Annotated in this window: 27 protein-coding genes; 7 read left to right on the top strand and 20 right to left on the bottom strand. The window is 64.8% G+C overall.

What is annotated here, in order from left to right:
• Nucleotides 1–102: 102 nt before the first annotated feature.
• From H8F01_RS15960 to efp, 6 genes are all read right to left on the bottom strand, one after another.
• Nucleotides 103–942 (bottom strand): squalene/phytoene synthase family protein, encoded by an 840-nt coding sequence (locus H8F01_RS15960; RefSeq protein ID WP_187056051.1) that lies wholly within the window; start codon nt 940–942, stop codon nt 103–105.
• Complete coding sequence (gene gph, locus H8F01_RS15955) at nt 939–1,610, bottom strand: phosphoglycolate phosphatase (RefSeq protein WP_187056050.1); 672 nt, start codon at nt 1,608–1,610, stop codon at nt 939–941. The genes H8F01_RS15960 and gph overlap by 4 nt, the downstream gene beginning before the upstream one ends.
• Nucleotides 1,607–2,329, bottom strand: a complete 723-nt coding sequence (ubiG, locus tag H8F01_RS15950) for a bifunctional 2-polyprenyl-6-hydroxyphenol methylase/3-demethylubiquinol 3-O-methyltransferase UbiG (RefSeq protein WP_187056049.1) — start codon at nt 2,327–2,329, stop codon at nt 1,607–1,609. The genes gph and ubiG overlap by 4 nt, the downstream gene beginning before the upstream one ends.
• A 30-nt stretch (nt 2,330–2,359) precedes the next feature.
• The gene (locus H8F01_RS15945; protein WP_187056048.1) at nt 2,360–2,614 is read right to left on the bottom strand and encodes a YciI family protein; all 255 of its coding nucleotides are present in this window, start codon (nt 2,612–2,614) and stop codon (nt 2,360–2,362) included.
• A 10-nt stretch (nt 2,615–2,624) separates the two neighbouring features.
• On the bottom strand, nt 2,625–3,965 hold the full coding sequence (locus tag H8F01_RS15940) for a TRZ/ATZ family hydrolase (RefSeq protein ID WP_187056047.1): 1,341 nt from the start codon (nt 3,963–3,965) through the stop codon (nt 2,625–2,627).
• A 268-nt stretch (nt 3,966–4,233) separates the two neighbouring features.
• The gene (efp, locus tag H8F01_RS15935; protein WP_187056046.1) at nt 4,234–4,803 is read right to left on the bottom strand and encodes an elongation factor P; all 570 of its coding nucleotides are present in this window, start codon (nt 4,801–4,803) and stop codon (nt 4,234–4,236) included.
• An 83-nt stretch (nt 4,804–4,886) separates the two neighbouring features.
• Here efp and epmB point away from each other — a divergent pair, with 83 nt between their 5' ends.
• Together epmB and H8F01_RS15925 are read left to right on the top strand one after the other, a co-directional pair.
• Nucleotides 4,887–5,897, top strand: a complete 1,011-nt coding sequence (epmB, locus tag H8F01_RS15930) for an EF-P beta-lysylation protein EpmB (RefSeq protein WP_187056045.1) — start codon at nt 4,887–4,889, stop codon at nt 5,895–5,897.
• 147 nt (nt 5,898–6,044) lie between these two features.
• A complete protein-coding gene (locus H8F01_RS15925; RefSeq protein WP_187056044.1) occupies nt 6,045–8,087 on the top strand; it encodes an EAL domain-containing response regulator in 2,043 nt (680 codons plus the stop codon).
• Nucleotides 8,088–9,573: 1,486 nt separating this feature from the next.
• Here the strand turns inward: H8F01_RS15925 and rplS are convergent.
• From rplS to ffh, 5 genes are all read right to left on the bottom strand, one after another.
• Nucleotides 9,574–9,963: a 50S ribosomal protein L19 gene (rplS, locus tag H8F01_RS15920; RefSeq protein ID WP_109125563.1), complete on the bottom strand. Its 390-nt coding sequence runs from the start codon at nt 9,961–9,963 to the stop codon at nt 9,574–9,576.
• Between the two features lie 26 nt (nt 9,964–9,989).
• Entirely contained in the window at nt 9,990–10,757 is a 768-nt protein-coding gene (gene trmD, locus H8F01_RS15915) for a tRNA (guanosine(37)-N1)-methyltransferase TrmD (RefSeq protein ID WP_187056043.1), read from the bottom strand.
• A 33-nt stretch (nt 10,758–10,790) separates the two neighbouring features.
• Nucleotides 10,791–11,306 (bottom strand): ribosome maturation factor RimM, encoded by a 516-nt coding sequence (gene rimM, locus H8F01_RS15910; protein ID WP_187056042.1) that lies wholly within the window; start codon nt 11,304–11,306, stop codon nt 10,791–10,793.
• A gap of 2 nt (nt 11,307–11,308) precedes the next feature.
• Nucleotides 11,309–11,563, bottom strand: coding sequence for a 30S ribosomal protein S16 (rpsP, locus tag H8F01_RS15905; protein ID WP_187056041.1), 255 nt, complete (start codon nt 11,561–11,563; stop codon nt 11,309–11,311).
• 142 nt (nt 11,564–11,705) lie between these two features.
• A complete protein-coding gene (gene ffh / locus H8F01_RS15900; protein WP_187056040.1) occupies nt 11,706–13,088 on the bottom strand; it encodes a signal recognition particle protein in 1,383 nt (460 codons plus the stop codon).
• Nucleotides 13,089–13,261: 173 nt separating this feature from the next.
• Between ffh and H8F01_RS15895 the strand changes: the two genes are divergently transcribed.
• Genes H8F01_RS15895 through H8F01_RS15885 form a run of 3 tightly spaced genes read left to right on the top strand, consistent with a single transcriptional unit; the run spans nt 13,262 to nt 15,545 of the window.
• On the top strand, nt 13,262–14,062 hold the full coding sequence (locus H8F01_RS15895; protein WP_187056039.1) for a cytochrome C assembly family protein: 801 nt from the start codon (nt 13,262–13,264) through the stop codon (nt 14,060–14,062).
• 2 nt (nt 14,063–14,064) lie between these two features.
• Nucleotides 14,065–14,925, top strand: a complete 861-nt coding sequence (purU, locus tag H8F01_RS15890) for a formyltetrahydrofolate deformylase (protein WP_222615779.1) — start codon at nt 14,065–14,067, stop codon at nt 14,923–14,925.
• Between the two features lie 11 nt (nt 14,926–14,936).
• A complete protein-coding gene (locus tag H8F01_RS15885; protein ID WP_187056037.1) occupies nt 14,937–15,545 on the top strand; it encodes a glutathione S-transferase family protein in 609 nt (202 codons plus the stop codon).
• A 700-nt stretch (nt 15,546–16,245) separates the two neighbouring features.
• Here H8F01_RS15885 and radA read toward each other — a convergent pair.
• On the bottom strand, nt 16,246–17,628 hold the full coding sequence (gene radA / locus H8F01_RS15880; RefSeq protein ID WP_187056036.1) for a DNA repair protein RadA: 1,383 nt from the start codon (nt 17,626–17,628) through the stop codon (nt 16,246–16,248).
• A 155-nt stretch (nt 17,629–17,783) separates the two neighbouring features.
• Here radA and H8F01_RS15875 point away from each other — a divergent pair, with 155 nt between their 5' ends.
• A complete protein-coding gene (locus H8F01_RS15875; RefSeq protein ID WP_187056035.1) occupies nt 17,784–18,005 on the top strand; it encodes a DUF3079 domain-containing protein in 222 nt (73 codons plus the stop codon).
• A gap of 15 nt (nt 18,006–18,020) precedes the next feature.
• Here the strand turns inward: H8F01_RS15875 and alr are convergent, their stop codons facing one another.
• The 8 genes from alr to H8F01_RS15835 form a co-directional block, all read right to left on the bottom strand.
• On the bottom strand, nt 18,021–19,109 hold the full coding sequence (gene alr, locus H8F01_RS15870) for an alanine racemase (RefSeq protein WP_187056034.1): 1,089 nt from the start codon (nt 19,107–19,109) through the stop codon (nt 18,021–18,023).
• A 203-nt stretch (nt 19,110–19,312) separates the two neighbouring features.
• A complete protein-coding gene (locus H8F01_RS15865; protein WP_187056033.1) occupies nt 19,313–19,528 on the bottom strand; it encodes a YgdI/YgdR family lipoprotein in 216 nt (71 codons plus the stop codon).
• Between the two features lie 13 nt (nt 19,529–19,541).
• The gene (locus H8F01_RS15860) at nt 19,542–19,694 is read right to left on the bottom strand and encodes a DUF3309 family protein (RefSeq protein WP_187056032.1); all 153 of its coding nucleotides are present in this window, start codon (nt 19,692–19,694) and stop codon (nt 19,542–19,544) included.
• 150 nt (nt 19,695–19,844) lie between these two features.
• Nucleotides 19,845–21,284, bottom strand: coding sequence for a replicative DNA helicase (locus tag H8F01_RS15855; RefSeq protein ID WP_187056031.1), 1,440 nt, complete (start codon nt 21,282–21,284; stop codon nt 19,845–19,847).
• Between the two features lie 200 nt (nt 21,285–21,484).
• The gene (rplI, locus tag H8F01_RS15850) at nt 21,485–21,934 is read right to left on the bottom strand and encodes a 50S ribosomal protein L9 (RefSeq protein ID WP_187056030.1); all 450 of its coding nucleotides are present in this window, start codon (nt 21,932–21,934) and stop codon (nt 21,485–21,487) included.
• A 104-nt stretch (nt 21,935–22,038) separates the two neighbouring features.
• Nucleotides 22,039–22,269: a 30S ribosomal protein S18 gene (rpsR, locus tag H8F01_RS15845; RefSeq protein ID WP_187056029.1), complete on the bottom strand. Its 231-nt coding sequence runs from the start codon at nt 22,267–22,269 to the stop codon at nt 22,039–22,041.
• A 14-nt stretch (nt 22,270–22,283) separates the two neighbouring features.
• Entirely contained in the window at nt 22,284–22,721 is a 438-nt protein-coding gene (gene rpsF, locus H8F01_RS15840) for a 30S ribosomal protein S6 (protein ID WP_187056028.1), read from the bottom strand.
• A 169-nt stretch (nt 22,722–22,890) separates the two neighbouring features.
• The gene (locus tag H8F01_RS15835) at nt 22,891–23,217 is read right to left on the bottom strand and encodes a HesB/IscA family protein (RefSeq protein ID WP_187056027.1); all 327 of its coding nucleotides are present in this window, start codon (nt 23,215–23,217) and stop codon (nt 22,891–22,893) included.
• A 150-nt stretch (nt 23,218–23,367) separates the two neighbouring features.
• On the opposite strand from H8F01_RS15835, the gene asnS reads away from it, so the two are divergent.
• Nucleotides 23,368–24,768: an asparagine--tRNA ligase gene (asnS, locus tag H8F01_RS15830; RefSeq protein ID WP_187056026.1), complete on the top strand. Its 1,401-nt coding sequence runs from the start codon at nt 23,368–23,370 to the stop codon at nt 24,766–24,768.
• The last annotated feature ends 6 nt before the right edge of the window (nt 24,769–24,774 follow it).

The raw sequence follows: 24,774 nt of genomic DNA, 5'->3' as shown, positions 1-24,774 counted from the left end.
TCTATCCGACTGGCGCCATCGGCGCGCGGGAGATCTCAATCTTGGGGCACCCGGGGTGCCTCGCAATAGTGGCGTGGGGGAAACGCTGCGTCCCGGCCCTGTTCAATCGACCTTGCTGCGCCAGCTGCGCGCGGCCTGCCACGCCTGCCAGGTCACGCCCAGCCCCTGCCTTGCCTGCCCTTTGCGCAGCACGTCGAGCGGGTCGTTCGCCTTGCGTGCCTTGGCCACCAGGGCCTTGCCCAGGCGCGATTCCAGACCGCGGAAGGCGCTCAGCGGCCCCGGCAGCCTGTCCGCGTCGCGCCAGGCCTGATGCAGGTCGTCCAGCTGGGCGCGGATGGCGTCGTTGCGGGCGGTGCTCGCTTCACGCAATTCGTTGCGGCTCAGGCCGAACTTGGCCAGGCGCGACATGGGCAACGCCAGGCGGTCGCGATCAGCGTCTTCTTCCAGGCGCAGCAGCGAGTACAGCAGATGCGACAGCGTCGCCACGCGCGTGGCGCGCTCGCTGGAAGCCTGGTCGCCAAACCACCAGGTGGTTTCCAGATCGGCAATGGCTCCATGCAACAGCGAACCGGCCGCGAGCTGCGCCGGGAAATCAGCCGCCGTGCCCTCTTCCAGCTGCCCCATGGCCGCCAGCACCGGGGCCACCCAGCGCTCGGCCGCGATGGCATGGGCGCGATCGTCGTCGAACAGCACCTGTGTCAGCGGGTGGCGTCCGCCACTGGCCGCCGCGCCCGACAGTTCTTCCGCCCACCAGTTGAGCTTGGTCGCCGCCACGTGCGGTTCGCGGATGCCGTAGGCGGCACCCAGCAGTTCCTGCTCGAACGCCGCCAGCGCGATGTGGCCGGGGTAGGCATTCTGGTCAACGAACGCCAACGCGATGCGCTGCTGCGGCTGCACGGCCAGCCACTTGTCGATATAACTCTGCAGCGCCGTGCCACTCATGCCGTCACCTTGAGGCGACGGGTGAGGTCGGACGGGTGATCCACCACCAGATCCGCGTTCCATGCGTACGGATCGCCACCATCGAGGTAACCCCAGCGCACGGCGACCGTGACCAGGCCGGCGGCCGCACCGGCCATCACGTCACGGCGGTCGTCGCCCACGAACAGGCAACGCGACGGATCGAGCCCGGCCCGCTCGCAGGCGAGCAGCACCGGCGCCGGATCGGGCTTCTTCACCGGTAGCGTGTCACCGGATACCACGGCCGCGGCGCGCGGCATCCAGCCGATGCGCACCAGCAGGTCGTCGGTGAGAAAACCCGGCTTGTTGGTGACCACGCCCCACGCGATGCCCTGCGCTTCGAGCGAGGCCAGCAGTTCGTCCACGCCATCGAACGGGCGCGTGTGCTCGGCCATCAGCTCCTGATAGAGCTCGAGGTAACGCGGCACCAGCGCAAGCAGCGCTTCTTCATCGAGGTCGGGAAAGGCGCAGCGCAGGATCGCGCGCGAACCGCGCGACACCACGTCGCGAACCATCGCGTAGGGCGGCACCGCGACCTGCATCTCGCCGCACTGCGCTTTCAGCGCGGCGAAAAGATCGGGGGCGCTGTCGAGCAACGTGCCGTCGAGATCGAACAGCACACCCTGGAGGTTTTCCGGTATGGGCTTCATGCGGGCTTGTGGGCGCTGATCAGGTAATTCACGGCGGTCATGCGGCTCACCCACGCCTTGCGGTTGAGCGGGTTGTAACCGAGGCCGGACACATCGTCGATCTCCAGCCCGGCATGGCGCATCAGGCGCCCCAGCTCCGACGGCTTGAGGAACTGCGCGTAGTGATGGGTGCCACGCGGCAGCATGCGCATGATGTATTCGGCACCGAGGATGGCGGCACCGAACGCCACCGGCGTGCGGTTGAGCGTGGACATCACCACCAGGCCGCCCGGCTTCACCATGCGTACGAGGTCGTTCACCAGTGCGGCCGGATCGGGCACGTGTTCGATCAGCTCCATGCAGCACACGGCATCGAAACTTTCCGGCTCGGCGGCCGCAAGTTCGGCGGAGGACTGCACGCGGTAGTCGATATCGAGGTCCGGCGTTTCCAGTCGCGACTCATGCATGTGCAAGCGGGCGATCTCGATCACCTTTTCGCCCATGTCGATGCCGGTGACGTGGGCACCGGACTTCGCCAGCGCCTCGCTGAGCAGGCCGCCGCCGCAACCGACGTCCGCCACCCGTGCACCACGCAGATTCAGGCGTTCGGCGACATAGCCGGCACGCACGGGGTTGAGGTCATGCAGCGGACGCGATTCGCCATCCGGATCCCACCAACGCGCGGCCAGCTTGCCGAAGCGCGCGATTTCCTCGGGACTGACATTGGTTGCAGCTTGCATCGAAAGCTTCCTTCGGAGCGTGCGCGCAGCTTAGCGCGCGTTCCATTCGTAAACGGTGATATCCCAGCCGCCACTGGTGTGGGCCGGGTCCTGATGCGCGATGGACAACGCCTCGTCCATGTCGGCGGCGCGCATGAGGTAGGCGCCACCGGTCTGGTCGCTGAAACCGCCGGACATTTCCAGCCGGCCGCCGGCACGCAGGCCTTCCAGGAAGTCCTTGTGCGGCTGTACCACGGCGGGGTCGAAACCGGGGCGGCGCATGGCCATGACGAGATATCGGTTCATGCTGGTTTCCTCAGCCCGCGTCGATCGCCGCGATGCGTTCGCGCCACGCGTGCGTCTTGGCCAGCACGGCATCGGTGTCGATGTCGGTGAGCAGGCGACCCGCCAGCTTGCGCACGCCGTTGATCCACACGTCGGTCACCTGGTGGCGGCCCGTGGCATACGCCAGCTGCGAAGCCACGTGATACAGGGGCTGCGTCTCCAGGTCCGAAACACGCACCGCGGCGAGGTCGGCCTGCTTGCCGGCCTCGATGGAACCGATGCGATCTTCCAGGCCCATGGCGCGCGCACCATTGAGCGTGGCGGCGCGCAGCGCGTAGGCCGCATCGAACGCAGCGGCGTCACCGGCCACGGCCTTGGCCAGCAGCGCGGCGGTGCGCATTTCGCCAAACATGTCCAGATCATTGTTGGAGGCGCAGCCGTCCGTGCCGAGGGCCACGTTCACGCCGGCCTTGCGCAGCTTCTCTGCCGGGCAGAAGCCCGAGGCAAGCTTGAGGTTGGATTCGGGACAATGCACCACCGACACGCCCGCTTCCGCGCAGGCTTCGATTTCCGCATCGGTCAGCTGGGTCATGTGCACGGCGATCAGACGGTCATTGACCAGGCCCAGCTTCTGCAGGCGCTGGAATGGACGCAGGCCGGACTTGGCTATTTCTTCTTCCACTTCGTGCGCGGTTTCGTGCGTGTGCAGATGCACCTGGATGTCCAACTGATCGGACAACACGCGGATGCGTTCGAAGCTTCCGTCAGACACCGTGTACGGCGCATGCGGCGCGAACGAGGTGCTGACCAGTGCGTCGCCCAGGAAGCTGTCGTGCACTTCGATGGCGCGGTCGAAATATTCGTCCTGCGTCTTCGCCCAGGCGGTGGGAAATTCGATCACCGGCAGGCCGACCACGGCGCGGAAACCCATGCGGCGATAGGTGGCACCGATGACATCGGGGAAGAAGTAGTTCTCGTTGGCGCAGGTGGTGCCGCCACGGATCATCTCGGCCACGGCCAGTTCCACGCCGTCGCGCACGAACTCCGGCCCGATCACCTGCCCTTCCACCGGCCAGATGTGCTTCTGCAGCCACACCATCAGCGGCAGGTCGTCGGCAAGGCCACGCAGCAGGGTCATCGGGTTGTGCGTATGCGTGTTGACCAGGCCGGGGATCAGCACGTGCTCACCTAGCTCCACGCGCTCGCGCGGCGCATAGGCGGCGCGGGCCTCGGCAATGGGCAGCAGCGCCACGATGGCACCGTGGTCGACGGCAACGGCGTGGTGCTCGAACACGACGCCATGCGGCTCCACCGGCACGACCCAGCGCGCTTCGATCAGGAGGTCGATGGTTTGCGGGGTGTTCTGGCTCATCCGTTGGCTCACTTTTTCTGGTGTGGGATACGACATGGGGCGGATCACCTCGCGGTGGCCGCCCCATGGTTGCCTGTTGGCATGACGCTTTCAGGCTCGTCAATCCAGCGAACCCCACAAAAGGGGGCAAGAGCTGGAATCCAGTGACGTTGCTTTGAACCGGACGAAGAACGATTCGCGTGCTTCGCACAACATGTTTCACTGGATCCCCGCCTGCGCGGGGATGACGAACTGGCAAAGGCGCGGGCTCAGCCCGCGCGCCAGTTCGTCACTTGCCGACGCGGCTGACGTATTCGCCCGTGCGGGTGTCGACCTTGATCACTTCTTCGGTGGTGACGAACAGCGGCACGCGCACCACGGCGCCGGTTTCCAGGGTGGCCGGCTTGCCGCCGCCGCCCGAGGTGTCGCCACGCAGGCCCGGATCGGTCTCGGTGATCTTCAGTTCGACGAAGTTCGGCGCCTGCACGGAGATGATTTCGCCGTTGAACAACGTCACCACGCACTCTTCCTCGCCCTTCAGCCACTTCACGGCGTCGCCCATGCCAGCCTTGCTGGCCTGGTGCTGCTCGAACGTCTCCTGCTGCATGAAGTGCCAGAACTCGCCATCGGAGTACAGGTACTGCATGTCGGTATCGACCACGTCGGCGACTTCGAAGCTGTCGCTGGACTTCATGGTCGATTCGCTGGTGCGGCCGTTCTTCAGGTTGCGGATGAAGATGCGGGTGAACGCCTGACCCTTGCCGGGCTTGATGAAGTCGGCGTCCGTAATGACCCACGGGTCATTGTTGTGAAGGATCTTCATACCCTTCTTGACGTCGTTGAGACCGGCGGTGGCCATGCGTAGAGCTCCAGATGTGATGCCGCCGTGAGGCGGCTAGAATAGGGCTTTGCCCGGGCCAGAAGCCCGTTTCAAGACCCATTATGATAACCGCAAGCCACGCCGCCCGCCTATCACTGCCCGAAACTGACTGGCGCACGCTGTGGCGCGAGGCCGTCACGGACCCGCAGGAGCTGCTGGGCCTGGTGGGGCTGGGGCACCTGGCCGACCGCCTGCCGGCCGCCGATGCCGGCTTCGCGGTGCGCGTACCCCGGGGCTTCGTGGCCCGCATGGGCCAGGGTAATCCGCAGGACCCCCTGCTGCTGCAGGCCCTGCCCCAGCTGGCGGAACTGGACGTGGTGCCGGGCTTCGCCACGGACGCGGTGGGCGACATGGCCGCCCGCTCCGCCCAGGGCGTGCTGCACAAGTACGAGGGCCGCGCCCTGCTGATCGCCAGCGGCAGCTGCGCCATCAACTGCCGCTACTGCTTCCGCCGCCACTTTCCCTACGGGGACGAGATGGCCGCCGCAGGCCAGTGGCGCAAGGCGCTGGAGCATGTGCGCGAGGACAGCTCCATCAGCGAGTTGATCCTCTCCGGCGGCGACCCCCTCTCGCTGGCTACGGCCAAGCTGGAAGAACTGACCCGCGGCCTGGCCCAGATCCCGCACGTGACCCGCCTGCGCATCCACACCCGCCTGCCGGTAGTGCTGCCGGAGCGTATCGACGACGCCTTTATCCGCTGGCTGGGCGAGCTGCCGCTGCAGAAGGTGGTGGTGCTGCACGCCAACCACGCCAACGAGTTCGACGCCCGCGTGGACGCGGCCTGCGCCCGCCTGCGCGACGCCGGCGCCACCCTACTCAACCAGTCGGTGCTCCTGCGTGGCATCAACGACGACGCCGATGCCCTGGCCGCCCTGTCCGAGCGCCTGTTTGCCGCCGGCGTACTGCCCTACTACCTGCACCAGCTGGACCGCGTGCAGGGCGCCGCGCATTTCGAGGTGGACGATGACCGTGCCCAGGCCCTGGTCGAGGCCGTCCGGCATCGCCTGCCTGGCTACCTCGTACCCAAGCTGGTACGCGAAGTGGGCGGCGAACCGTCCAAGCGCCCGGTGTAACAGAAGCACAGTACAGTTGTGGGTTCCGTCACTCCCGGAATATTTCTGCTGGCAGCCGCTGGCAGAATCCGCTAAAAACCTCGGATGGCCCGCCTCCTGTCATGTCAGGTTCAGCAGCGGCGCAAAAATGGATAGCCCAGCGAGCCCATGAAAACTGACCAGGTCATCAAGATCCTTTTCATCGAGAAGTCAGTCGAAGACGCCGAACAGATCATCAGCCTGCTGCGAAACAGCGGCATCGCCGTCCGACCGGCACGCGCGACCAACGCCGAGCAAGTCACGGCGGCGCTCGATGAACTCGGACCCGACATCGTGCTGTTCGACCCCTCGATCGGCACACTCGAGCTGCGCGAAGTGTCGCGCATGCTCGACGCACACGGCCGCGACCTGGCGCTGATCGCGCTGGTCAGCCAGGCCGACAACGCCACCATCACCGAACTGTTCATCAACGGCGCGCGCAGCGTGGCGCTGCGCCCGCAGCCCAAGCAGCTGATGGCAGTGATCCAGCGCGAGTTCGACTCGCTCAACATGCGTCGTCAGGTGCGCCGCCTGGAATCCGCGCTGCGTGAATCGGAGCGTCGCTGCGACGCCCTGCTCGATTCGTCCACCGATGCCATTGCCTACGTGCACGAAGGCATGCACGTGCGCGCCAACCAGGCCTACCTCGATACCTTCGGCTACGCCGATTTCGACGACCTGCTCGGCCTGCCCGTGCTGGACATGATCGGCCCGAACGACGCGGACGAGTTCAAGACTACCCTCAAGGGACTCTCCAAGGGAGAGAAGCACGCCGGCTCCATCGAGCTGCAGGCCCGCCGCGCGGATGCCACCACCTTCAAGGCCAGCGTGGAATTCGCGCATGCCATGTTCGAAGGCGAGCCCTGCCTGCAGGTGGTGTTCCGCCGGCAGATGGTCGACACCGGCGTCATCGAACAACTGCAGCGCGACCCGGTCACCGGCCTGTTCAACCGCGCACGCATGCTGGAATGCATCGACGAGGCCGTTGCCGCAGCCACCCAGGGCACCAAGGGACAATCCCTGCTGCTGATCGAGCCGGACAACTGGCAGAGCATCGTGGCCGGCGTTGGCCTGGCCAAGGCCGATGAACTGCTGGCTGCTTTCGCCAGTCGCGTCGAAGGCCAGCTCACCGCCCACGACACCGCCGGCCTGCTGGCCGAACACACCGTGGGCGTGCTGCTGCACACGCGCAACGACGAAGGCATCAAACAGTGGATCGCCGGCCTTCAACAGGCCATTGCCGGTGGCATCTTCGACCTCGGCTCGCGCTCCATCACCATTACCGCGAGCATCGGCGGCAGCCTGCTGGGCGAACGCAACGCCAACACCGAGCTGCTCCTGAACCAGGCCAGCCAGTCCCTGCGCAACGCGCAGAGCCAGGGCGGCAACCGCAGCGACCTGCACGACCCCGCCGCACGCGAAAAGGCAGACGAGGAACGCGAGCGTTACTGGCTGGGCGTGCTCAAGCAGGCGCTCACGCAGAACGACTTCGTGCTCTATCACCAGCAGACCATCAGCCTGCAGGACGCCGAAGGCGAGTTCTCCGAAATCCTGCTGCGCCTCAACGGTCCGCAGGGCGAAGTCCTGCCCGGCTTCTTCATGCCCATCGCCGAGAAGCACAACCTCACGCCGGCCATCGATCGCTGGGTGTTGAACCAGGCCATCGAACACCTGCAGGCCCGCGAACGCATGGGCTCGCCGACCACCTTCTTCGTCAAGCTCACCGCTGGCTCACTGGAAGACCAGGACCTGCTCCCCTGGCTGGGCGAGCGCCTGCGCCAGGCCGCACTGAAGCATGGCCAGCTCGTGCTGGAAATGACCGAGAGCAAGGTGGTGACCTCGCTGCGCCCTGCCCAGGAATTCGTGCAGGCGTGGCAGAAGCTCGGCGGCCAGTTCGCCCTCGAACAGTTCGGCTCCGGCCTCAGCTCGTTCCAGCTCCTCAACCACATCAACGCCGACTTCCTGAAGATCGACCGCAGCTACATGGCCGACCTGCCACAGCAGCAGGAAAGCCAGAAGAGCGTGGCCGAAATCTGCCGCCAGGCACGCGAGCTGAAGAAACAGACGATTGCCGAGTGGGTGGAAGACGCCGCCAGCACGTCCCTGCTGTTCGCCTGCGGCGTGGACTTTGTGCAGGGTAACTTCCTGCAGGAGCCGCAGCGGTTGATGTGATGGGAGGACGGGTTGGCGCTTGCTGCGCTGGCCCTCCTTTCCCGTTGAGGCCGCGATTCCTTCTCATGCCGAAGGCCGAGGTCGGTGGCGCCCCGTTGTCGCGCCCGCGTGATTGAGCGCGCTGAGTCCCGAAGGTAGTTGCGGCGGGATTGCGCGTTTTGGAATCGCTGCCGCTTGGCAACTTTGCGCCTCCTTGCTCACTCGTCATCCAAAGACCAGGCGCTTGATTGTCGCGATACAGCGATCTGGCCCGCTGCGACCCGAAGGTAGTCCTTGTGGGACGGCGGGCTTCCGACCGCCTGCCGGCGACGCAAAGCTAGTCCCTGTGGGAAGGCCGGGTCACTTTCTCTTGCTTGCCCAAGTCCCACGGGGATTAGCTTCGCTTCAGAAAGTAACCAAAGAGAAAGGCACCCCATCGCGGCGCTGGCCGATAGAGCCGGCCAGTGCGTGAGCGACGGCCGGGCTTTTCGACAGGGCGTCCCTGTCCTGTCGAAAAGGGATCGGCATCCCTGCCGATCCCCCTGCGGGCCTGTCGTCCGGCACTCACCGCCGCTCAAGAGGGGGAGGTAGGTCAAAAGCGTCGAGCTGAAGGCTCGTGCAGCTTCGCTGCACATCGCATCGCGCTGCAATGGCATATCGCGTGCCGGCTTGGCTTGTCTGTAGGAGCGCACCCTGTGCGCGACAGCCTGACGGAGCGGTATCGACATGGCGCTGCGGTCGCGCACAAGGTGCGCTCCTACAGGGGTGTCTCGCACCGTGTGAAGCCCGTTTCTTTCTCGCCTCAGTGCTCACCCCAGTCCTCTCCCGAACGGGAGAGGACGAGCGACAGGGGATGTTCAACGTGAACACCCTAGTGGCAAGGAAGGAGGTGCCGCGCAGCGGCACGACGCTCCGCGTTAAGCCCTCTGCGCTTGGGCGCGTTGCGAAGCGCTTGGATGTACCCGCTGTGTAGAGGCGAAGGTTGCCAAGCAACAACGTTCCTCAGCCGTTCGGGCTTATCCCACCGGAATGCTGCCAGCTCTTCAGGCCATTTTCTTTGGGTTACTTTTCTTTTGGGCCAGCAAAAGAAAAGTGACTCGGCCTCCGGCAGGAGGTCGAAACGCCTCCGCTGCGTAAGCGGCCCGGTCGCGGAACCGCGCGAGACCAAAGGCCGAGAGCAAAGGCACAAGATGACCAGCCCTTCGGCTGTCGAAGAGCGCCTCCCGCCCTAGCCCCCCTTTTTTTCGGGGTTCGCGGGAATGACGGACAAGAAGAAGCGGCGGGTCGAAGACCAAACACCGAGGCTCTGGATCCCGGCCTTCGCCGGGATGACGAATAGAAGCGGTGAGGCGAGCACCCGCCCCTCACCCCAACCCTCTCCCCAGAGGGGAGAGGGAGAAAGCGCGCCATTACACCGCGAAGCAGCAAACACAAATCCCACGCACAAACAAAAACCCCGCGGATCGCTCCGCGGGGCTTCTGGTATTCCGGTAAGACGCCGGGAGAATTACTCCCCGGCAGCCTTCTTCGCAGCCTTGGCGGCGGAGACGGCAGCGACGTCTTCCTTGATGCGGGCAGCCTTGCCTTCCAGGTTGCGCAGGTAGTACAGCTTGGCGCCACGCACCTTGCCCTTGCGCTTCACTTCCAGCGAGTCGATGGCCGGGCTGTGAGCCTGGAACACGCGCTCCACGCCGGTGCCGTGCGAAATCTTGCGCACGGTGAAGGCCGAATGCAGGCCGCGGCTGCGCTTGGCGATGACGACACCCTCGAACGCCTGGACGCGCTCGCGGTTACCTTCCTTCACCTTCACGTTGACCACCACGGTGTCACCAGGGCCAAATTCCGGCAGCTGGCGGGTGATCTGCTCGGCTTCGAACTGTTCGATGATCTTGTTCATGGCAACACCTGTCTAATTTCTCGCCCTTAATGGGCCGTATCGTCGTGCCGCGTCTGCTGAGCATGCTCGCGGCGGAATTCATCCAACAGCGCTCGGGATTCTGCATCCAGCGCGCGCTGCGCCAAAAGATCGGGACGCCGCAACCAGGTCCGTCCCAGCGATTGCTTCAGGCGCCAGCGGCGGATGGCCGCGTGGTCACCGGAGAGCAGTACGTCCGGCACGTCGCCCAGTGCGTCATGCACCGGTTTTGCATAGTGCGGGCAATCCAGCAGTCCGTCCGAGAACGAATCCTGCTGCGCCGACTGCGCGTCATTCAACGCACCGTCCTGCAAGCGGCCCACGGCATCGATGATCACTGCCGCGCCCAGCTCACCGCCGGACAGCACATAATCGCCGATGGAGAGCTCCTCGTCGACCTCGTGCGCCAGCAGACGCTCGTCCACACCTTCGTAACGCCCACAGAGCAAGGCGATGCGCGGCAGTTTCGCCAACGCTTCCACCCTACCCTGCGTCAGCCTCGCACCTTGCGGACTGAGATAAATCACGTGCACCGGTTCCGGTGCCGCTTCGCGCACTGCCTTGAGGGCATCACGCAAAGGCTGGATCAGCATCACCATCCCGGGCCCGCCGCCGCAGGTGCGGCCGTCCACGGTGCGGTAATTGTCGGTGGCGAAATCGCGCGGGTTCCAGGTTTCCACCTGGAGCAATTCACGCTGCTGCGCCCGACCAACCACGCCAACCGAAGCACACTGACGCATGAAGTCGGGAAACAACGTGACGACATCGATGCGCATGATCCTCAACCCATTTGGCGGCGCGAAGCGCGCTCAGAATTCAGGATCCCAGTCCACCACCATGCGCCCGTCGGACAAATCCACCGAACGCACGAAAGATCCCTGGATGAAAGGAATCAGCCGCTCGCGCGTACCGTCCTTTACCACCACGACGTCGTTGGCACCGGTCGCGAACAGATGACTGACCCGACCCAGTGCCACGCCTTCCGTGGTGACGACCTCGAGACCCTCTAGATCGACCCAGTAAAACTCATCCTTGCCGGGAGGTGGCAGCAGCTCGCGGGCGACGTAGATGTCCTGCCCCACCAGCGCTTCTGCTGCATCTCGGTCATCCACCCCGGGCAACTGGGCTACCAGCCCTTTGCCCTGCGGACGACCTTTGACTCCCGTGACCTCCGTTTCCACACCCGGCGCCGAAACCAGCAGCCAGGGTTGGTAAGTGAAGATCCGCGTACGGGGCTCGGACCAGGATTCGATCTTGATCCAGCCCTGCACGCCGTACAGCCCGACGATGCGTCCCATCAGGACGCGCCGGCCGGCTGCCGTCATGCTCAGGCAGCCTGCTGCTTGCCGGCTTCCTTCAGCAGGGAGGCGACCTTGTCGGTCAGCTGCGCACCCTTGCCGATCCACTCCTGCACGCGGGCAACGTTCAGCTCAAGGCGCTTGTCCTTGCCCGAGGCAACCGGATTGTAGAAACCCACGTTCTCGATGCTGCGGCCGTCGCGCTTGTTGCGCTGGTCGGTGACAACGATGTGGTAGAACGGACGGCCCTTGGCGCCGCCGCGCGAAAGACGAATCTTGACCATAAGTAAAAGCTCCAGAGTTGCCGGGATGCCGGCAGCACGCACACTGCGGTGCGCGGTGAACGCGACATTTTAATGAATTTTGGAGAAAAAGGAAGAGCTGACAGGCAGATCCGGCCGAAAAGGCCGTCCTGTCAGTTCAGCCTCAGCGCATCGGGGGAAAACCACCACCCATGCCGCCCATGCCCTTCATGGCGCCACGCATCTGGCGCAACAGGCCCTTGGTGCCGCCCTTGGAGAGCTTGGACATCATTTTTTCCATCTGCATGTACTGCTTCAGCAGACGGTTGACGTCGGCCGGCTGGGTGCCCGAACCACGCGCCACGCGGGCGCGGCGCGAGCCGTTGAGCAGGTCCGGATGACGGCGTTCTTTCTTGGTCATCGACTGGATGATCGCGACCATGCGCTTGATCTCGCCGTCGTTGACCTTGGATTTGACGTTCTCCGGCAGTGCGGAGACGCCCGGCAGCTTGTCCATCAGGCCGGCAAGGCCGCCCATGTTGTTCATCTGCTCGAGCTGGTCGCGCATGTCGTTGAGATCGAAACGCTTGCCCTTGATGACCTTCTCGGCCAGCTTCTGCGCCTTCTCCTGGTCAACCTTGCGCTCCACTTCCTCGACCAGCGACAGCACGTCGCCCATGCCGAGGATGCGCTGCGCGACGCGATCGGGATGGAACGGCTCCAGCGCGTCGGTCTTTTCGCCGGCGCCCAGAAACTTGATCGGACGACCGGTGACATAGCGCACCGAGAGCGCGGCACCACCGCGGGCGTCACCGTCGGTCTTGGTGAGCACCACGCCGGTGAGCGGCAGGGCTTCGGCAAACGCCTTGGCCGTGTTGGCCGCGTCCTGGCCGGTCATGGAGTCGACCACGAACAGCGTTTCGATCGGCGTGATCGCGGCATGCAGCGCCTTGATCTCCGCCATCATGGCTTCGTCCACGTGCAGACGGCCGGCGGTATCCACCAGCAGCACGTCGACCACTTCGCGGCGCGCGGCAGCGATGGCGTTCTTCGCGATGTCGACCGGGTTCTGGCCCGCTTCGGACGGGAAGAACTTCACGCCCACCTGTTCGGCCAGCGTGCGCAGCTGCTCGATGGCGGCCGGACGGTAAACGTCGCAGCTCACCACCATCACTTTCTTCTTCTTGCGCTCGGTCAGGAAGCGCGCGAGCTTGGCCACCGTGGTGGTCTTGCCGGCACCCTGCAGGCCCGCCATGAGCACCACGGCCGGCGGCTGCTGTGCCAGGTTGAGCTCGGTGTTGGCGGTGCCCATGAGGGCGGTGAGCTCGTCGCTGACCACCTTGACCAGCGCCTGGCCCGGGGAAAGGCTCTTGAGCACTTCCTGGCCGACCGCACGCACCTTCACGCGCTCGACCAGTGCCTGCACCACCGGCAGGGCCACGTCGGCCTCCAGCAGGGCAATGCGCACCTCGCGCAGCGATTCGCGGATGTTTTCCTCGGTCAGGCGACCACGGCCGCGCAGGCGGTTGACGGTGGCGGAGAGGCGTTGGCTGAGGGACTCGAACATGGACCGGGCCGTTGGGCGGAAAAGGATTGATTATAGCCGGGTAATGGGGCCGGGTCGTGAGGCCATCAACATCCCGCTCATCGGGCGGCCCGCCGGGCCTTGCGGTGACTGGGCGCGCGCCGCGTTGCCTCACCCCTCCCGCCGCTCCGGGGCCTATGCCACACTCGACGGCTATGGCCGCCATCGTCTTCTTTGCCCTGCTCGCCATCGTGCTCTACCTCACCGCAGCGACGGCCCTGGCCCGGCCGCTGCTGAGCGGCGGGCAACCGTTGAACCGCTCCGCCCTGGTGCTGGCAGGGAGCGCCGTGGCCATCCATGCCGGCACCTTGCTGAGCGTGCATCGCGGCTCACTGGATCTGCACTTTTTTTCCGCACTGTCGCTGGTGGCCTGCGTGGTGTCCGCGCTAACCCTGGTGGTGAACATCTGGCGTCCGGTGGCTGCCCTGGGCGTCATCGTGTTTCCGCTGACCGCGCTGCTGCTGGGGCTGGATACGTTTGCCGCGCCCATCACCTCGCCGCTGCCGATGGAGTGGCAGATCAAGCTGCACGTCACCGTGGCGCTGCTCGCCTTCAGCGTGCTCTCCATTGCCGCGGCACTGGCCATCCTGCTGGCCGTGCAGGAACGCGCGCTGCGCCATCGCCAGTTCGGGCCGTGGCTGCGCGCCCTGCCCCCGCTGACGCTGACGGAAACGTTGCTGTTCCGGCTGATCGGCGCGGGCTTCCTGCTGCTGACGCTGACGCTGCTGACGGGCGTGCTGTTCGTCGACAACCTGTTTGGCCAGCACCTGATCCACAAGACGGTGCTGTCGATCATCGCCTGGCTGGTGTTCGGCACCCTGCTCTACGGTCGCTGGCGACACGGCTGGCGCGGCCGCAGCGCGGTGAACCTCACGCTGGTGGGCATGGGTGTGCTGCTGCTCGCCTTCTTCGGCACCAAGGCGGTGCTGGAACTCATCCTCCATCGCACCCCATGACCATGACCACGCCCGGCCAGTTCGTCCTGACACTCTCCTGTCCTGACCGTGCTGGCATCGTGGCGGCAGTCTCCAATCACCTCGCGGGGCAAGGCGGCAACATCCTGGAGGCGCAGCAGTTCGGCGACGCCGAAACCGGGCGATTCTTCATGCGGTTGGTGTTCGAAGACACCCAACGTGATCTCGCCGCGCTCGATTCAGCCTTCGCCGACTTCGCCCGGCAATTCGCCATGCAGTGGACGCTGCGCGACCGCAACCAGCGTCGCCGCGTGATGCTGCTGGTGTCGAAGTTCGACCATTGCCTGGCGGACATCCTGTATCGCTGGCGCATCGGCGAGCTGCCGATGGATATCGCCGCCGTGGTGGCCAACCATCCCCGCGACACGTATCGCCATCTGGATCTGGACGGCATTCCGTTCCGCCACCTGTCCGTGGACCGCGACAGCCGCGCCGCGCAGGAAGCGGCGCTGTGGCAGCTGATCGAGCAATCCGGCACGGATCTGGTGGTGCTCGCACGCTACATGCAAATCCTGTCCAACGACCTCGCGCGCAAGCTCGCGGGCAAGTGCATCAACATCCATCACTCTTTCCTGCCCGGCTTCAAAGGCGCGCGCCCCTACCATCAGGCGCACCGCCGGGGGGTCAAGCTGATCGGCGCCACCGCCCATTTCGTGACGGCGGATCTGGACGAAGGGCCGATCATCGAACAGGACATCGAACGCGTGACGCATGCCGATACGCCGGACGACCTGATCCGCATCGGCCGCGATATCGAACGCCGCGTGCTGGCACGCACCCTGCGCCTTTACCTCGACGACCGCATCCTGCTCAACGATGCCAAGACCGTGGTCTTCCATTCCTGACGGAGAATCCCGTGGAACTGATCGGCATGCTCGACTCGCCCTACGTGCGCCGCGCCGCCATTTCGCTGCGACTGCTGGGCATCCCGTTCAAACACCGCTCGCTGTCGGTGTTCCGCAACTTCGACGAGTTCCAGCAGATCAATCCGTTGGTGAAAGCGCCCACCCTGGTACTGGATGACGGCAGCCTGCTCACCGAATCGAGCCTGATCATCGACTGGGCCCAGGCGCAGAGCAGCCGACGCACCCTGATGCCCGCCGATCGCCTGGCATTCACCCGCGCCATCCGCCTGGTCGGCCTTGCCCTGGCCGCCAGCGAAAAGAGCGTGCAGATCGTCTACGAACACAAGCGCGACGCCGACAAACGCGACGAAGGCTGGATGACCCGCGTCAAAGGCCAGCTGCGCGCCGCCTTCCAGCGATTGGAAAGCGAACTGCAAGACGTGGACGGCTGGCTGTTCGGCACCACGCCGGGACAGGCCGATGTTTCCATCGCCGTGGCGTGGGGATTCGCGCAGCTCGTGGTGGCGGACGTGGTCGATGCCAAGGCCTACCCCAACGTGCGGGCATTCGCGGAACGCGCGGAGAAACACCCGGATTTCGCGGCATTGCCGCAGACGTAAGCGCGATACAAATCGGCGGCCTGCCTGTAGGAGCGCACCCTGTGCGCGACAACCTGACGGAGCGGAATCGACAGGGCGCTGCGGTCGCGCACAAGGTGCGCTCCTACAGGGGGTCTCACCCACCCTGTGAAGCCCGCTTCATGCTCGCCTCAGTGCTCACCCCAGTCCTCTCCCGAACGGGAGAGGACGAGCGACAGGTGATGTTCAACGTGAACACCCTAGTGGCAAGGAAGGAGGTGCCGCGCAGCGGCACGACGCTCCGCGTTAAGTCCTCTTCGCTTCGGCGCGTTGCGAAGCGCCTTGAAGTACCCGCTGTGTGGAGGCGAAGGTTGCCAAGCAACAACGTTCCTCGGCCGTTCGGGCTTATCCCCACGGAATGCTGCCAGCTTTTAAGGCCATTTCTTTGGGTTACTTTTCTTTGGGCCAGCAAAGAAAAGTGACTCGGCCTCCGGCAGGAGGTCGAAACGCCTCCGCTGCGTAAGCGGCAACCTGGCGCCTGCGTGACTACCGAAGGCCGAGAGCAAAGGCACTGGACCCCAGCTCTCGCTGGAATGACGGTCAAAAGAATGCAGCGGTGGGTCGATAACCGACCGCTACGGAAACTGGATCCCGGCCTGCGCCGGGATGACGGATAGACGCGGCGAGGCAAGCACCCGCCCCTCACCCCAACCCTCTCCCCAAAGGGGAGAGGGAGCAAGAGCTAGCGACAAGCGTCGATCGCCTGCGACAACCGCTCCACCGCCACAATCTCCATCTCCCCCACCTTCGCCTTCTTTGGCGCATTCGCCTTCGGCACGATGGCCTTGTGGAAGCCATGATGCGCCGCTTCCTTCAGGCGCTCCTCGCCATTGGGCACCGGACGGATCTCCCCCGACAAACCCACTTCGCCAAACGCGATGGTCTTTTCAGGCAAGGGCCGATCCCGCAACGACGACAGCACCGCCAGCAACACCGGAAGATCCGCGGCGGTCTCCTGCACGCGAATGCCACCCACCACGTTGACGAACACGTCCTGGTCATACGCGGCGACGCCGCCATGACGGTGAAGCACCGCCAGCAACATGGCGAGGCGGTTCTGCTCCAGGCCCAGCGCCACGCGACGCGGGTTGCCCAGCGAGGACTGATCCACCAGCGCCTGCACCTCCACCAGCAAGGGACGCGTGCCTTCGCGCGTCACCATCACCGCACTGCCCGAGGTCGGCCCGCTGTGGGCGGACAGGAAGATCGCCGAGGGATTGGGCACTTCACGCAGCCCCTTCTCCGACATGGCGAACACCCCCAGCTCGTTCACCGCGCCGAAGCGGTTCTTGAACGCGCGCAGCACCCGGAAACGGCTGCCGGATTCGCCTTCGAAATACAGCACGGCATCGACCATGTGCTCAAGCACGCGCGGCCCCGCAATGCCGCCCTCCTTCGTGACGTGCCCCACCAGGAACACCGACGTACCGGTTTCCTTGGCGAAGCGCGTGAGCTTGGCTGCGGATTCACGCACCTGGCTCACCGAACCCGGTGCCGCGGTGAGCAGTTCGGTCCAGATGGTCTGGATGGAGTCGATCACCAGCACGCGCGGGCGGCTGCTCAATGCCTGTTCGATGATGCGCTCGATGCAGGTTTCCGCGAGCGCATGCAAGGGCCCCAGCGGAAGATCCAGCCGCTGCGCACGCGATGCCACCTGCGCCAGCGATTCCTCGCCCGTGACATACACGCTGGGAATCTGAGCGCCCAGCGTACCCAGCATCTGCAGCAGCAAGGTCGACTTGCCGATACCCGGGTCACCGCCGATCAGCACCACCGAGCCATCCACCAGGCCACCGCCCAGCACGCGGTCCAGCTCGCCGATGCCGGTGAGCGTGCGCGTTTCCGCATGGAGCGCCACCGACGTGAGCGGTGTGACTTTCGGCGAACCGGCCGCCGCACCGGCATAGCCCGCCGTGCCGCGCGCCGCACCCGCCGACTTCACGGCCGGCTGCAGCACGATTTCACTCAGCGTGTTCCACACCCCACAGTCCACGCACTGGCCCTGCCACTTGGAATGTTCCGCCCCGCAATCCGTGCAGACATAGGCGGTTTTGGCTTTGGCCATGCGGGCTTCCTGAAAACGTCGGTAGATGGGCAAGCTTAGCCGGGCGCCATCGCAATCGGCGAGACGCAGCCGGAGGACCCGGCTGACCTGGATCACGGGTCGATCATGGGGCGTTTGCTAGCGTGGAGGTCGGCGCTTTACCCACCGCCCCGACCATGGCCAAGAAGATCGCCCTCTTTCCCACGCATCCCGAGCGCATCTGCTGGGGTTGCGACAAATACTGCGCCGCCGACGCACTGCGTTGCGGCAACGGCTCAGGCCGCACACCCCACCCGATTGAAGTCCTCGGTGACGACTGGCTCGAGCAGGGTGACTGGGGTTTCGACCCCGAAGAAGTGGCACGGGCCAAGGTGCGGGCGGGGAAAAACCCTGGCTGAGCGCGGATTGCCGGCTCAGTCCTCGTCCTCAACGAACAGCACGCGCCGGGTCATGCCGCAGGTCAGGTCATAGGAAATCGTGCCCGCCTGGGCCGCGATGATTTCCACCGGCAATTCCGGCCCCCACAGCATCACGCGGTCCCCCACCTTCGCATCGGGCGCCTCGCGCAGATCCAGCGTAATCAGGTCCATCGACACGCGACCGATCAGGGGCACCCGGCGATCACCCACCAGCACGGGCGTGCCCGCCACCGCGCTGCGGGGATAACCATCGCCATAACCTACCGCTGCCACGCCGACGGGCATGTCTTCGGGGCAGGTCCAGGTGCCGTTGTAACCGATGCGTTCGCCCTTGCCGATGCGATTGATGGCAATCAGGCGAGTGCTCAGCGTCATCGCCGGGCGGAAGCCGAAATCCGCTCCCACCTTGCCGTCGACCACCGACAAGCCGTACAGCAGGCCGCCGGTGCGCACCCAGTCGCCACGCGCGCTGGCCCAGCCGAGCACCGCGGCGGAATTGGACAACGAACGGGGACCGCGCAGCCCTTGCGTCGCCTCGGTGAAGCGCGCGATCTGTGCCGGCGTTTCGGTGCCGTCGAACACTTCGGATTCGGCGAAGTGGGTGAGCAGGCCGATGTCCGGATCAATGCCGGGCATCGACGCCAGCTGCGCGTGCACAAAAGACACGGCTTCCGGTGCAAAGCCCAGGCGATGCATGCCACTGTCCACCTTCAGCCACACGCGCAGCAGGCCGCGCGATGGCGAGGCTTCCTTCAGCCAATGCAGCTGTTCTTCATGATGGATGGCCGCATCGAGGTTCAGTCGCTGCATCTCGGCGATGTCGCTGGCGCGATCCGGCCCGGACAACACCACGATGCGCTGGCGATGGCCGGCCGCACGCAGCCGCAACCCGTCGCCAAGGGCCGCCACGGCGAACGCGTCCGCCTCGCCATCCAGCGCCCGTGCCACGCGCTCCAGGCCATGCCCATAGGCATCGGCCTTGACCACCGCCATGACTTTCGCCGGCGCAGCCAGCTGCTTGATGCGGGCAAGGTTGTGGCGCAGTGCGCCGAGATGGACGGTGGCGACAGTAGTGCGGCTCATGCGTGCCTGGCGCCCGCGTGGGCGCGGTGAGGAATGTCAAAAGGACGGGCCGGCTGGCCTCAGACAGGACGGGAAGCTTACCAGTCTTGTCCACGACCATCCGGCCCCACGTGCCCAACCTAACCCGACGGTCCGGCACTCCCGGGGCGCCCCCGTGGCATTCCCCGGGCAAGGGCCACCCTCACCAGTGGCCAACGCCCCACTCAGCGATCGTCACGGGAGTTGCAGCGCTCTATGGCGACGCGTCGTGCCTTGTCGTATTCGTGCTGGGTCATCGCGCCGGAGGCCAGCGCATTCTGCAGATCGGTCATCTGCCGGCCGCAGGTTTCGTTGTTCTGCACCATGCGCGTGTCGCTGCCGCAACCGGCCAGGGCCAGGCATCCGAACATCAGTGCAAGGGGAGTCAGGGTCCGCTTCATGAAAGCACCTCGCTCAGAGGACACCCAGGATGAGCAGCACGATCAGGATCACCAGGATCAGGCCCAGGCCACCGCTGGGGCCGTAACCCCATCCGCGGCTATAAGGCCATGACGGCAACGCGCCAAGCAGAAGCAAAACGATGATGAGCAGAAGGATCAGCGACATGTGTCGTGCCTCGTGCAAGAGTGTGCCTACGAGACTGCGCCGCGATATGTGAATCGCGCACGGCTTTCGCGTGCAGAAACCGCAACGGGCGCAAGGCGGTACAGGCGCCATTCCTCTAGCGGAACGGCACCTGTACGTGCGGCTTGTGGCTTATTCGAAGGCGCCGACGAAGGAATCGGGCGCGTAGTTCTCGAACTTGGTGTAGTGACCGAGGAAGGTCAGCTTCACCGTGTCGGTCGGGCCGTTACGCTGCTTGCCGATGATGATTTCGGCCAGGCCCTTATCCGGCGATTCCTTGTTGTAGTACTCGTCGCGGTAAATGAACATGATCACGTCCGCGTCCTGTTCGATAGCGCCCGATTCGCGCAGGTCGGACATCATCGGACGCTTGTCGGCGCGCTGTTCCAGCGAGCGGTTCAACTGCGACAGCGCAATCACCGGGCAATTGAGTTCCTTGGCCAGGCCCTTCAGCGAGCGCGAGATCTCGGAGATTTCGGTGGCGCGGTTTTCGTTCATGCCCGGTACCTGCATGAGCTGCAGGTAGTCGATGACGATAAGCCCGAGGCCACCATGCTCGCGATGCAGGCGACGCGCACGGGAACGCATTTCCACCGGCGACAGGCTCGGCGTGTCGTCGATGAAGATCTTGGCTTCGGACAGCAGCGCAATGGCATTGGTGACGCGCGGCCAATCTTCCTCGGCGAGATCGCCATTGCGCAGGTGCTGCGCGTGAATGCGGCCCACCGAGGAAATCATTCGGAAGGCCAGCTGAGAGGCCGACATTTCCATCGAGAAGATCGCCACGGCCTTCTTGCCACGCATGGCCACGGCTTCGGCCATGTTCACCGAGAACGCGGTTTTGCCCATGGAGGGTCGCGCGGCCACGATGATCAGGTCGGACGGTTGCAAGCCCGAGGTAAGTTCGTCCAGGTCATTGAAGCCGGTGGACACACCGGTGAGCTGACCTTTCATCTCGAAACGCTCGGAAAGAATGCGGAACGCATCCTTCACTGCCTCGCGCATGGACACGGTGTCTTTCTTGCCGCGCGCGCCCGACTCGGCGATCTTGAATACCGCCTGCTCGGCGCGCTCCAGCACCTCCTGCACGGTTTTGCCTTCGGGCTGGTAACCGTCTTCGGTGATGCCCGTGCCGGCGTCGATCAGCATGCGCAACACCGACTTTTCGCGCACGATTTCTGCATAGGCCGCGATGTTCGCGGCGCTGGGCGTCGTGTTCGCCAGCTCGATCAGGTAGGCGGCACCACCCACCATCTCGGCCAGGCCGTTGCTTTCGAACCAGTCACCCAGCGTCACCGCATCGCAAGGCATGCCCTTGGCCGCCAGCTCGGTGATGGCACGCCAGATCAGGCGATGGTCTTTGCGATAGAAGTCCTGCTCGCTCAGGCGGTCGGCAACCTTGTCCATCGAATCGGGCGAGAGCATGAGACCGCCCAGCACGGCCTGCTCCGCATCGATGGAGTTCGGCGGCATGCGCAGCGCGTCGATGCTCGGGCTCGGCTTGCGATCGCGGTCGCGATCAGAGCGGCGCCGGCGCCCGGGTTCATCGGAGCGGTCGGAAACGAAGGACATCGCGGTTCCTCGGAGCGAACCGACGGCAGGCCGCCGGTGGTATGGCAATGACGACAGAGCATACGCGGCGCCATCTCAGGCGACGAGACAATAAGTCTGTGGATAAGCTGTGGTTCGCTGTGGATAAACCGAGGCGAACCGGGCAAAAACAAACGGGCGCCCGGAGGCGCCCGTCTGGGTACTGCTGGCGATGGGGCGACTTACTTCTCGCCGACCACGATCACCTTGACCGAGGTCTGCACGTCAGCGTGCAGCGCGATCACGGCTTCGAACTCGCCGGTGTGACGGATCGGGCCTTCGCCCTGGATCACTTCGTTCTTGTGCACTTCGAAACCGGCGGCTTCCAGAGCCTCGGCGATTTCGCGCGGACCGACCGAGCCGTACAGCTTGCCTTCCGGGCTGGCGTTCACGGTGAGGGTCACCGAAGCGCCTTCCAGCTTGGCCTTGCGGCCTTCAGCGCCCGACAGCTGCGAGGCAGCCTTGGCTTCGTATTCGGCGCGGCGCTTCTCGAAAGCTTCGAGGTTGGCGGCGTTGACCGGCACGGCCTTGCCCTGCGGCAGCAGGTAGTTACGACCGTAACCCGGCTTGACCTTGACCTTGTCGCCCAGGTTGCCGAGGTTGCGGACTTTCTCGAGAAGAATCAGTTCCATGATGGTTCCTTTTCGTTAGCACCGGATGGGCCCGGCGCAGCCGTGGACGGTTGTCCGAAGAGTTTGACGGTGCGCCGGGCGTTACCACCCGGCGCACGCCACGATCAGACGTCGTGGTTGTCGGTGTACGGCAGCAGAGCCAGGAAGCGAGCGCGCTTGATCGCGGTCGCCAGCTGACGCTGGTACTTGGCCTTGGTGCCGGTGATGCGCGACGGAACGATCTTGCCGTTCTCGGTCACGTACTGGCGCAGGGTGTTGAGATCCTTGTAGTCGATCTCTTTGACCTTTTCGGCCGTGAAGCGGCAGAACTTGCGGCGGCGGAAGAACTTGGACATGTCTGTGCTCCTGATCAGTCGTCGCTGTCGCGATCGTTGTCACGGTCGTCGCGTTCGCGACGGGCCGGACGCTCATCACCATCGCTGTCGTCATCGCGGCGACGCGAGGACTTGGCGTCATCCTTTTCCTTGGACTTCAGGATGAAGGACTGCTCGGTGTCAGCCTCGTCACGCTTGATGACCAGGTGACGCAGGACGGCGTCATTGAAGCGGAAGCCCGACTCGAGTTCGTTCAGCGCGTTCTGGCTGACTTCGATGTTGAGCATGACGTAGTGAGCCTTGGCCAGGTTCACGATGGGGTACGCCAGCTGGCGACGGCCCCAGTCTTCCAGACGGTGGATCTTGCCGCCGTCGGTCTCGATCAGCGCCTTGTAGCGCTCGATCATGGCCGGGACCTGCTCGCTCTGGTCAGGGTGGACCAGGAACACGACTTCGTAATGTCGCAGGGACATCGTAGGTTAACTCCTTGAGGATGCGGCCTTTTTAGGGCCTGGCAGCCGCCCGCATATGCGGTGAGGCAAGGTTCTGCCCAGGCCTATGGGGCTTGGACAGAAGCGGAAGTGTAAGGGAATTCAGTACTTTGGGGCAAGCGGACGACGTCCTGCCGCGCCGCGGCGTATCTCAGCCGACGGTGAAACTCTCGCCGCAACCGCATTCGCCGGTGGCGTTGGGGTTGTGGAACACGAAGCTGGCATTCAAGCCCTGGCGCTGGAAATCGATCACCGTGCCGTCGATCAGGGGCAGGCTCTTGCCGTCCACGATCAGCGGCACGCCGTCCACGTTCACCAGCTCGTCGCCCTCGCCCAGCGACTGGGCCAGGTCCACCACGTAGCCGAAACCGGAGCAGCCGGTCTTCTTCACGCCAAAGCGCACGCCGGCGGCGCCGGGGGTGCCGGCAAGGAAGGAGCGCATGCGTTCGCTGGCGGCGGGAGTGATGGTGATGGTCATGGGCGATGCAACTACTGGCAGCTGAGACTGTCCGAAATGGGACGCGAAGGGTCGAACCTGAACGATACGTACATTATCATGCCCAGTTCGGCATCATGCCCAGTTCGACTTACGCGTCCGATATGCGGCGCCCAGCAGGAGTTTCAATCCATGACGGTGGTTAGCGTCAAGCAGGCTCTCTCCGGCAGCATTGCTGCTGGCAGCACCGTGACCGTGCGCGGTTGGGTGCGCACGATCCGTGATTCGAAGGGCGGCCTGTCCTTCGTGAATGTGACCGATGGTTCCTGCTTCGACCCCATCCAGGCGGTGGTCACCGACAAGGTGGCCAATTACGAGACCGAGGTGAAGCACCTCACCACCGGCGCGGGCCTGATCGTGACCGGCACGCTGGTGCCGTCGCAGGGCAAGGGCCAGCGTTTCGAGATCCAGGCCGACACGGTCGAGGTGACCGGTTTCGTGGACGATCCGCTGACTTATCCGATCCAGCCCAAGCCGCACACCATGGAGTTCCTGCGCGAAGTGGCGCACCTGCGCCCGCGCACCAACCTGTTCGGCGCCGTCACCCGCGTGCGCCACACCATGATGATGGCAATCCATCGCTGGCTCACCGAACAGGGCTTTTTCTGGATCAACACGCCCATCATCACCACGTCCGATGCGGAAGGCGCGGGCGACATGTTCCGCCTGTCCACGCTGGACCTGGCCAACCTGCCGCGCACGCCGGATGGCAAGATCGATTTCCGCAAGGATTTCTTCGGTCGCGAAGCCTTCCTCACCGTGTCCGGCCAGCTCAACGTCGAGGCTTACTGCCTGGCGATGAGCAAGGTGTACACCTTCGGCCCGACCTTCCGTGCCGAGAACTCCAACACGGCGCGTCACCTAGCCGAGTTCTGGATGGTGGAACCGGAGATCGCCTTCGCTGATCTCAACGACAACGCCGACTGCGCGGAAGGCTTCCTCAAGGCCATCTTCAAGGCTGTACTCGACGAACGTGCGGATGACATGGCGTTCTTCGCCGAGCGCGTGCAGCCGGATGCAATCAGCCGTCTGGAAGCCTTTATTGCCGAACCGTTCGAGCGCATCGATTACACCGACGCCATCGAGATCCTCAAGAACTCCAAACAGAAATTCGAGTTCCCGGTGGCCTGGGGTATCGACCTGCAGACCGAACACGAGCGTTACCTCGCCGAAAAGCACGTCGGCCGCCCGGTGGTGGTGATGAACTACCCCGAGCAGATCAAGGCCTTCTACATGCGCCTGAACGACGACGGCAAAACCGTTGCCGCGATGGACGTGCTGGCCCCGGGCATCGGCGAGATCATCGGTGGTGCGCAGCGCGAAGAGCGCCTGGATTATCTCGACCGCCGCATGGTCCAGTTTGGCCTCGATCCTGCCACTTATGGCTGGTACCGTGACCTGCGCCGTTACGGCACCGTACCGCACGCCGGCTTTGGCCTCGGCTTCGAGCGCCTGCTGGTCTATGTGTGCGGCCTTTCCAACATCCGCGATGCCATCCCCTATCCGCGTGCGGCGGGGACAGCGGAGTTCTGATACCCG

This window comes from Dyella telluris, from assembly GCF_014297575.1.
GTDB classification, from domain to species: domain Bacteria; phylum Pseudomonadota; class Gammaproteobacteria; order Xanthomonadales; family Rhodanobacteraceae; genus Dyella; species Dyella telluris.
Note: the sequence above shows the minus strand (reverse complement) of the source record. Positions and strands in the feature narration are given on the sequence as shown.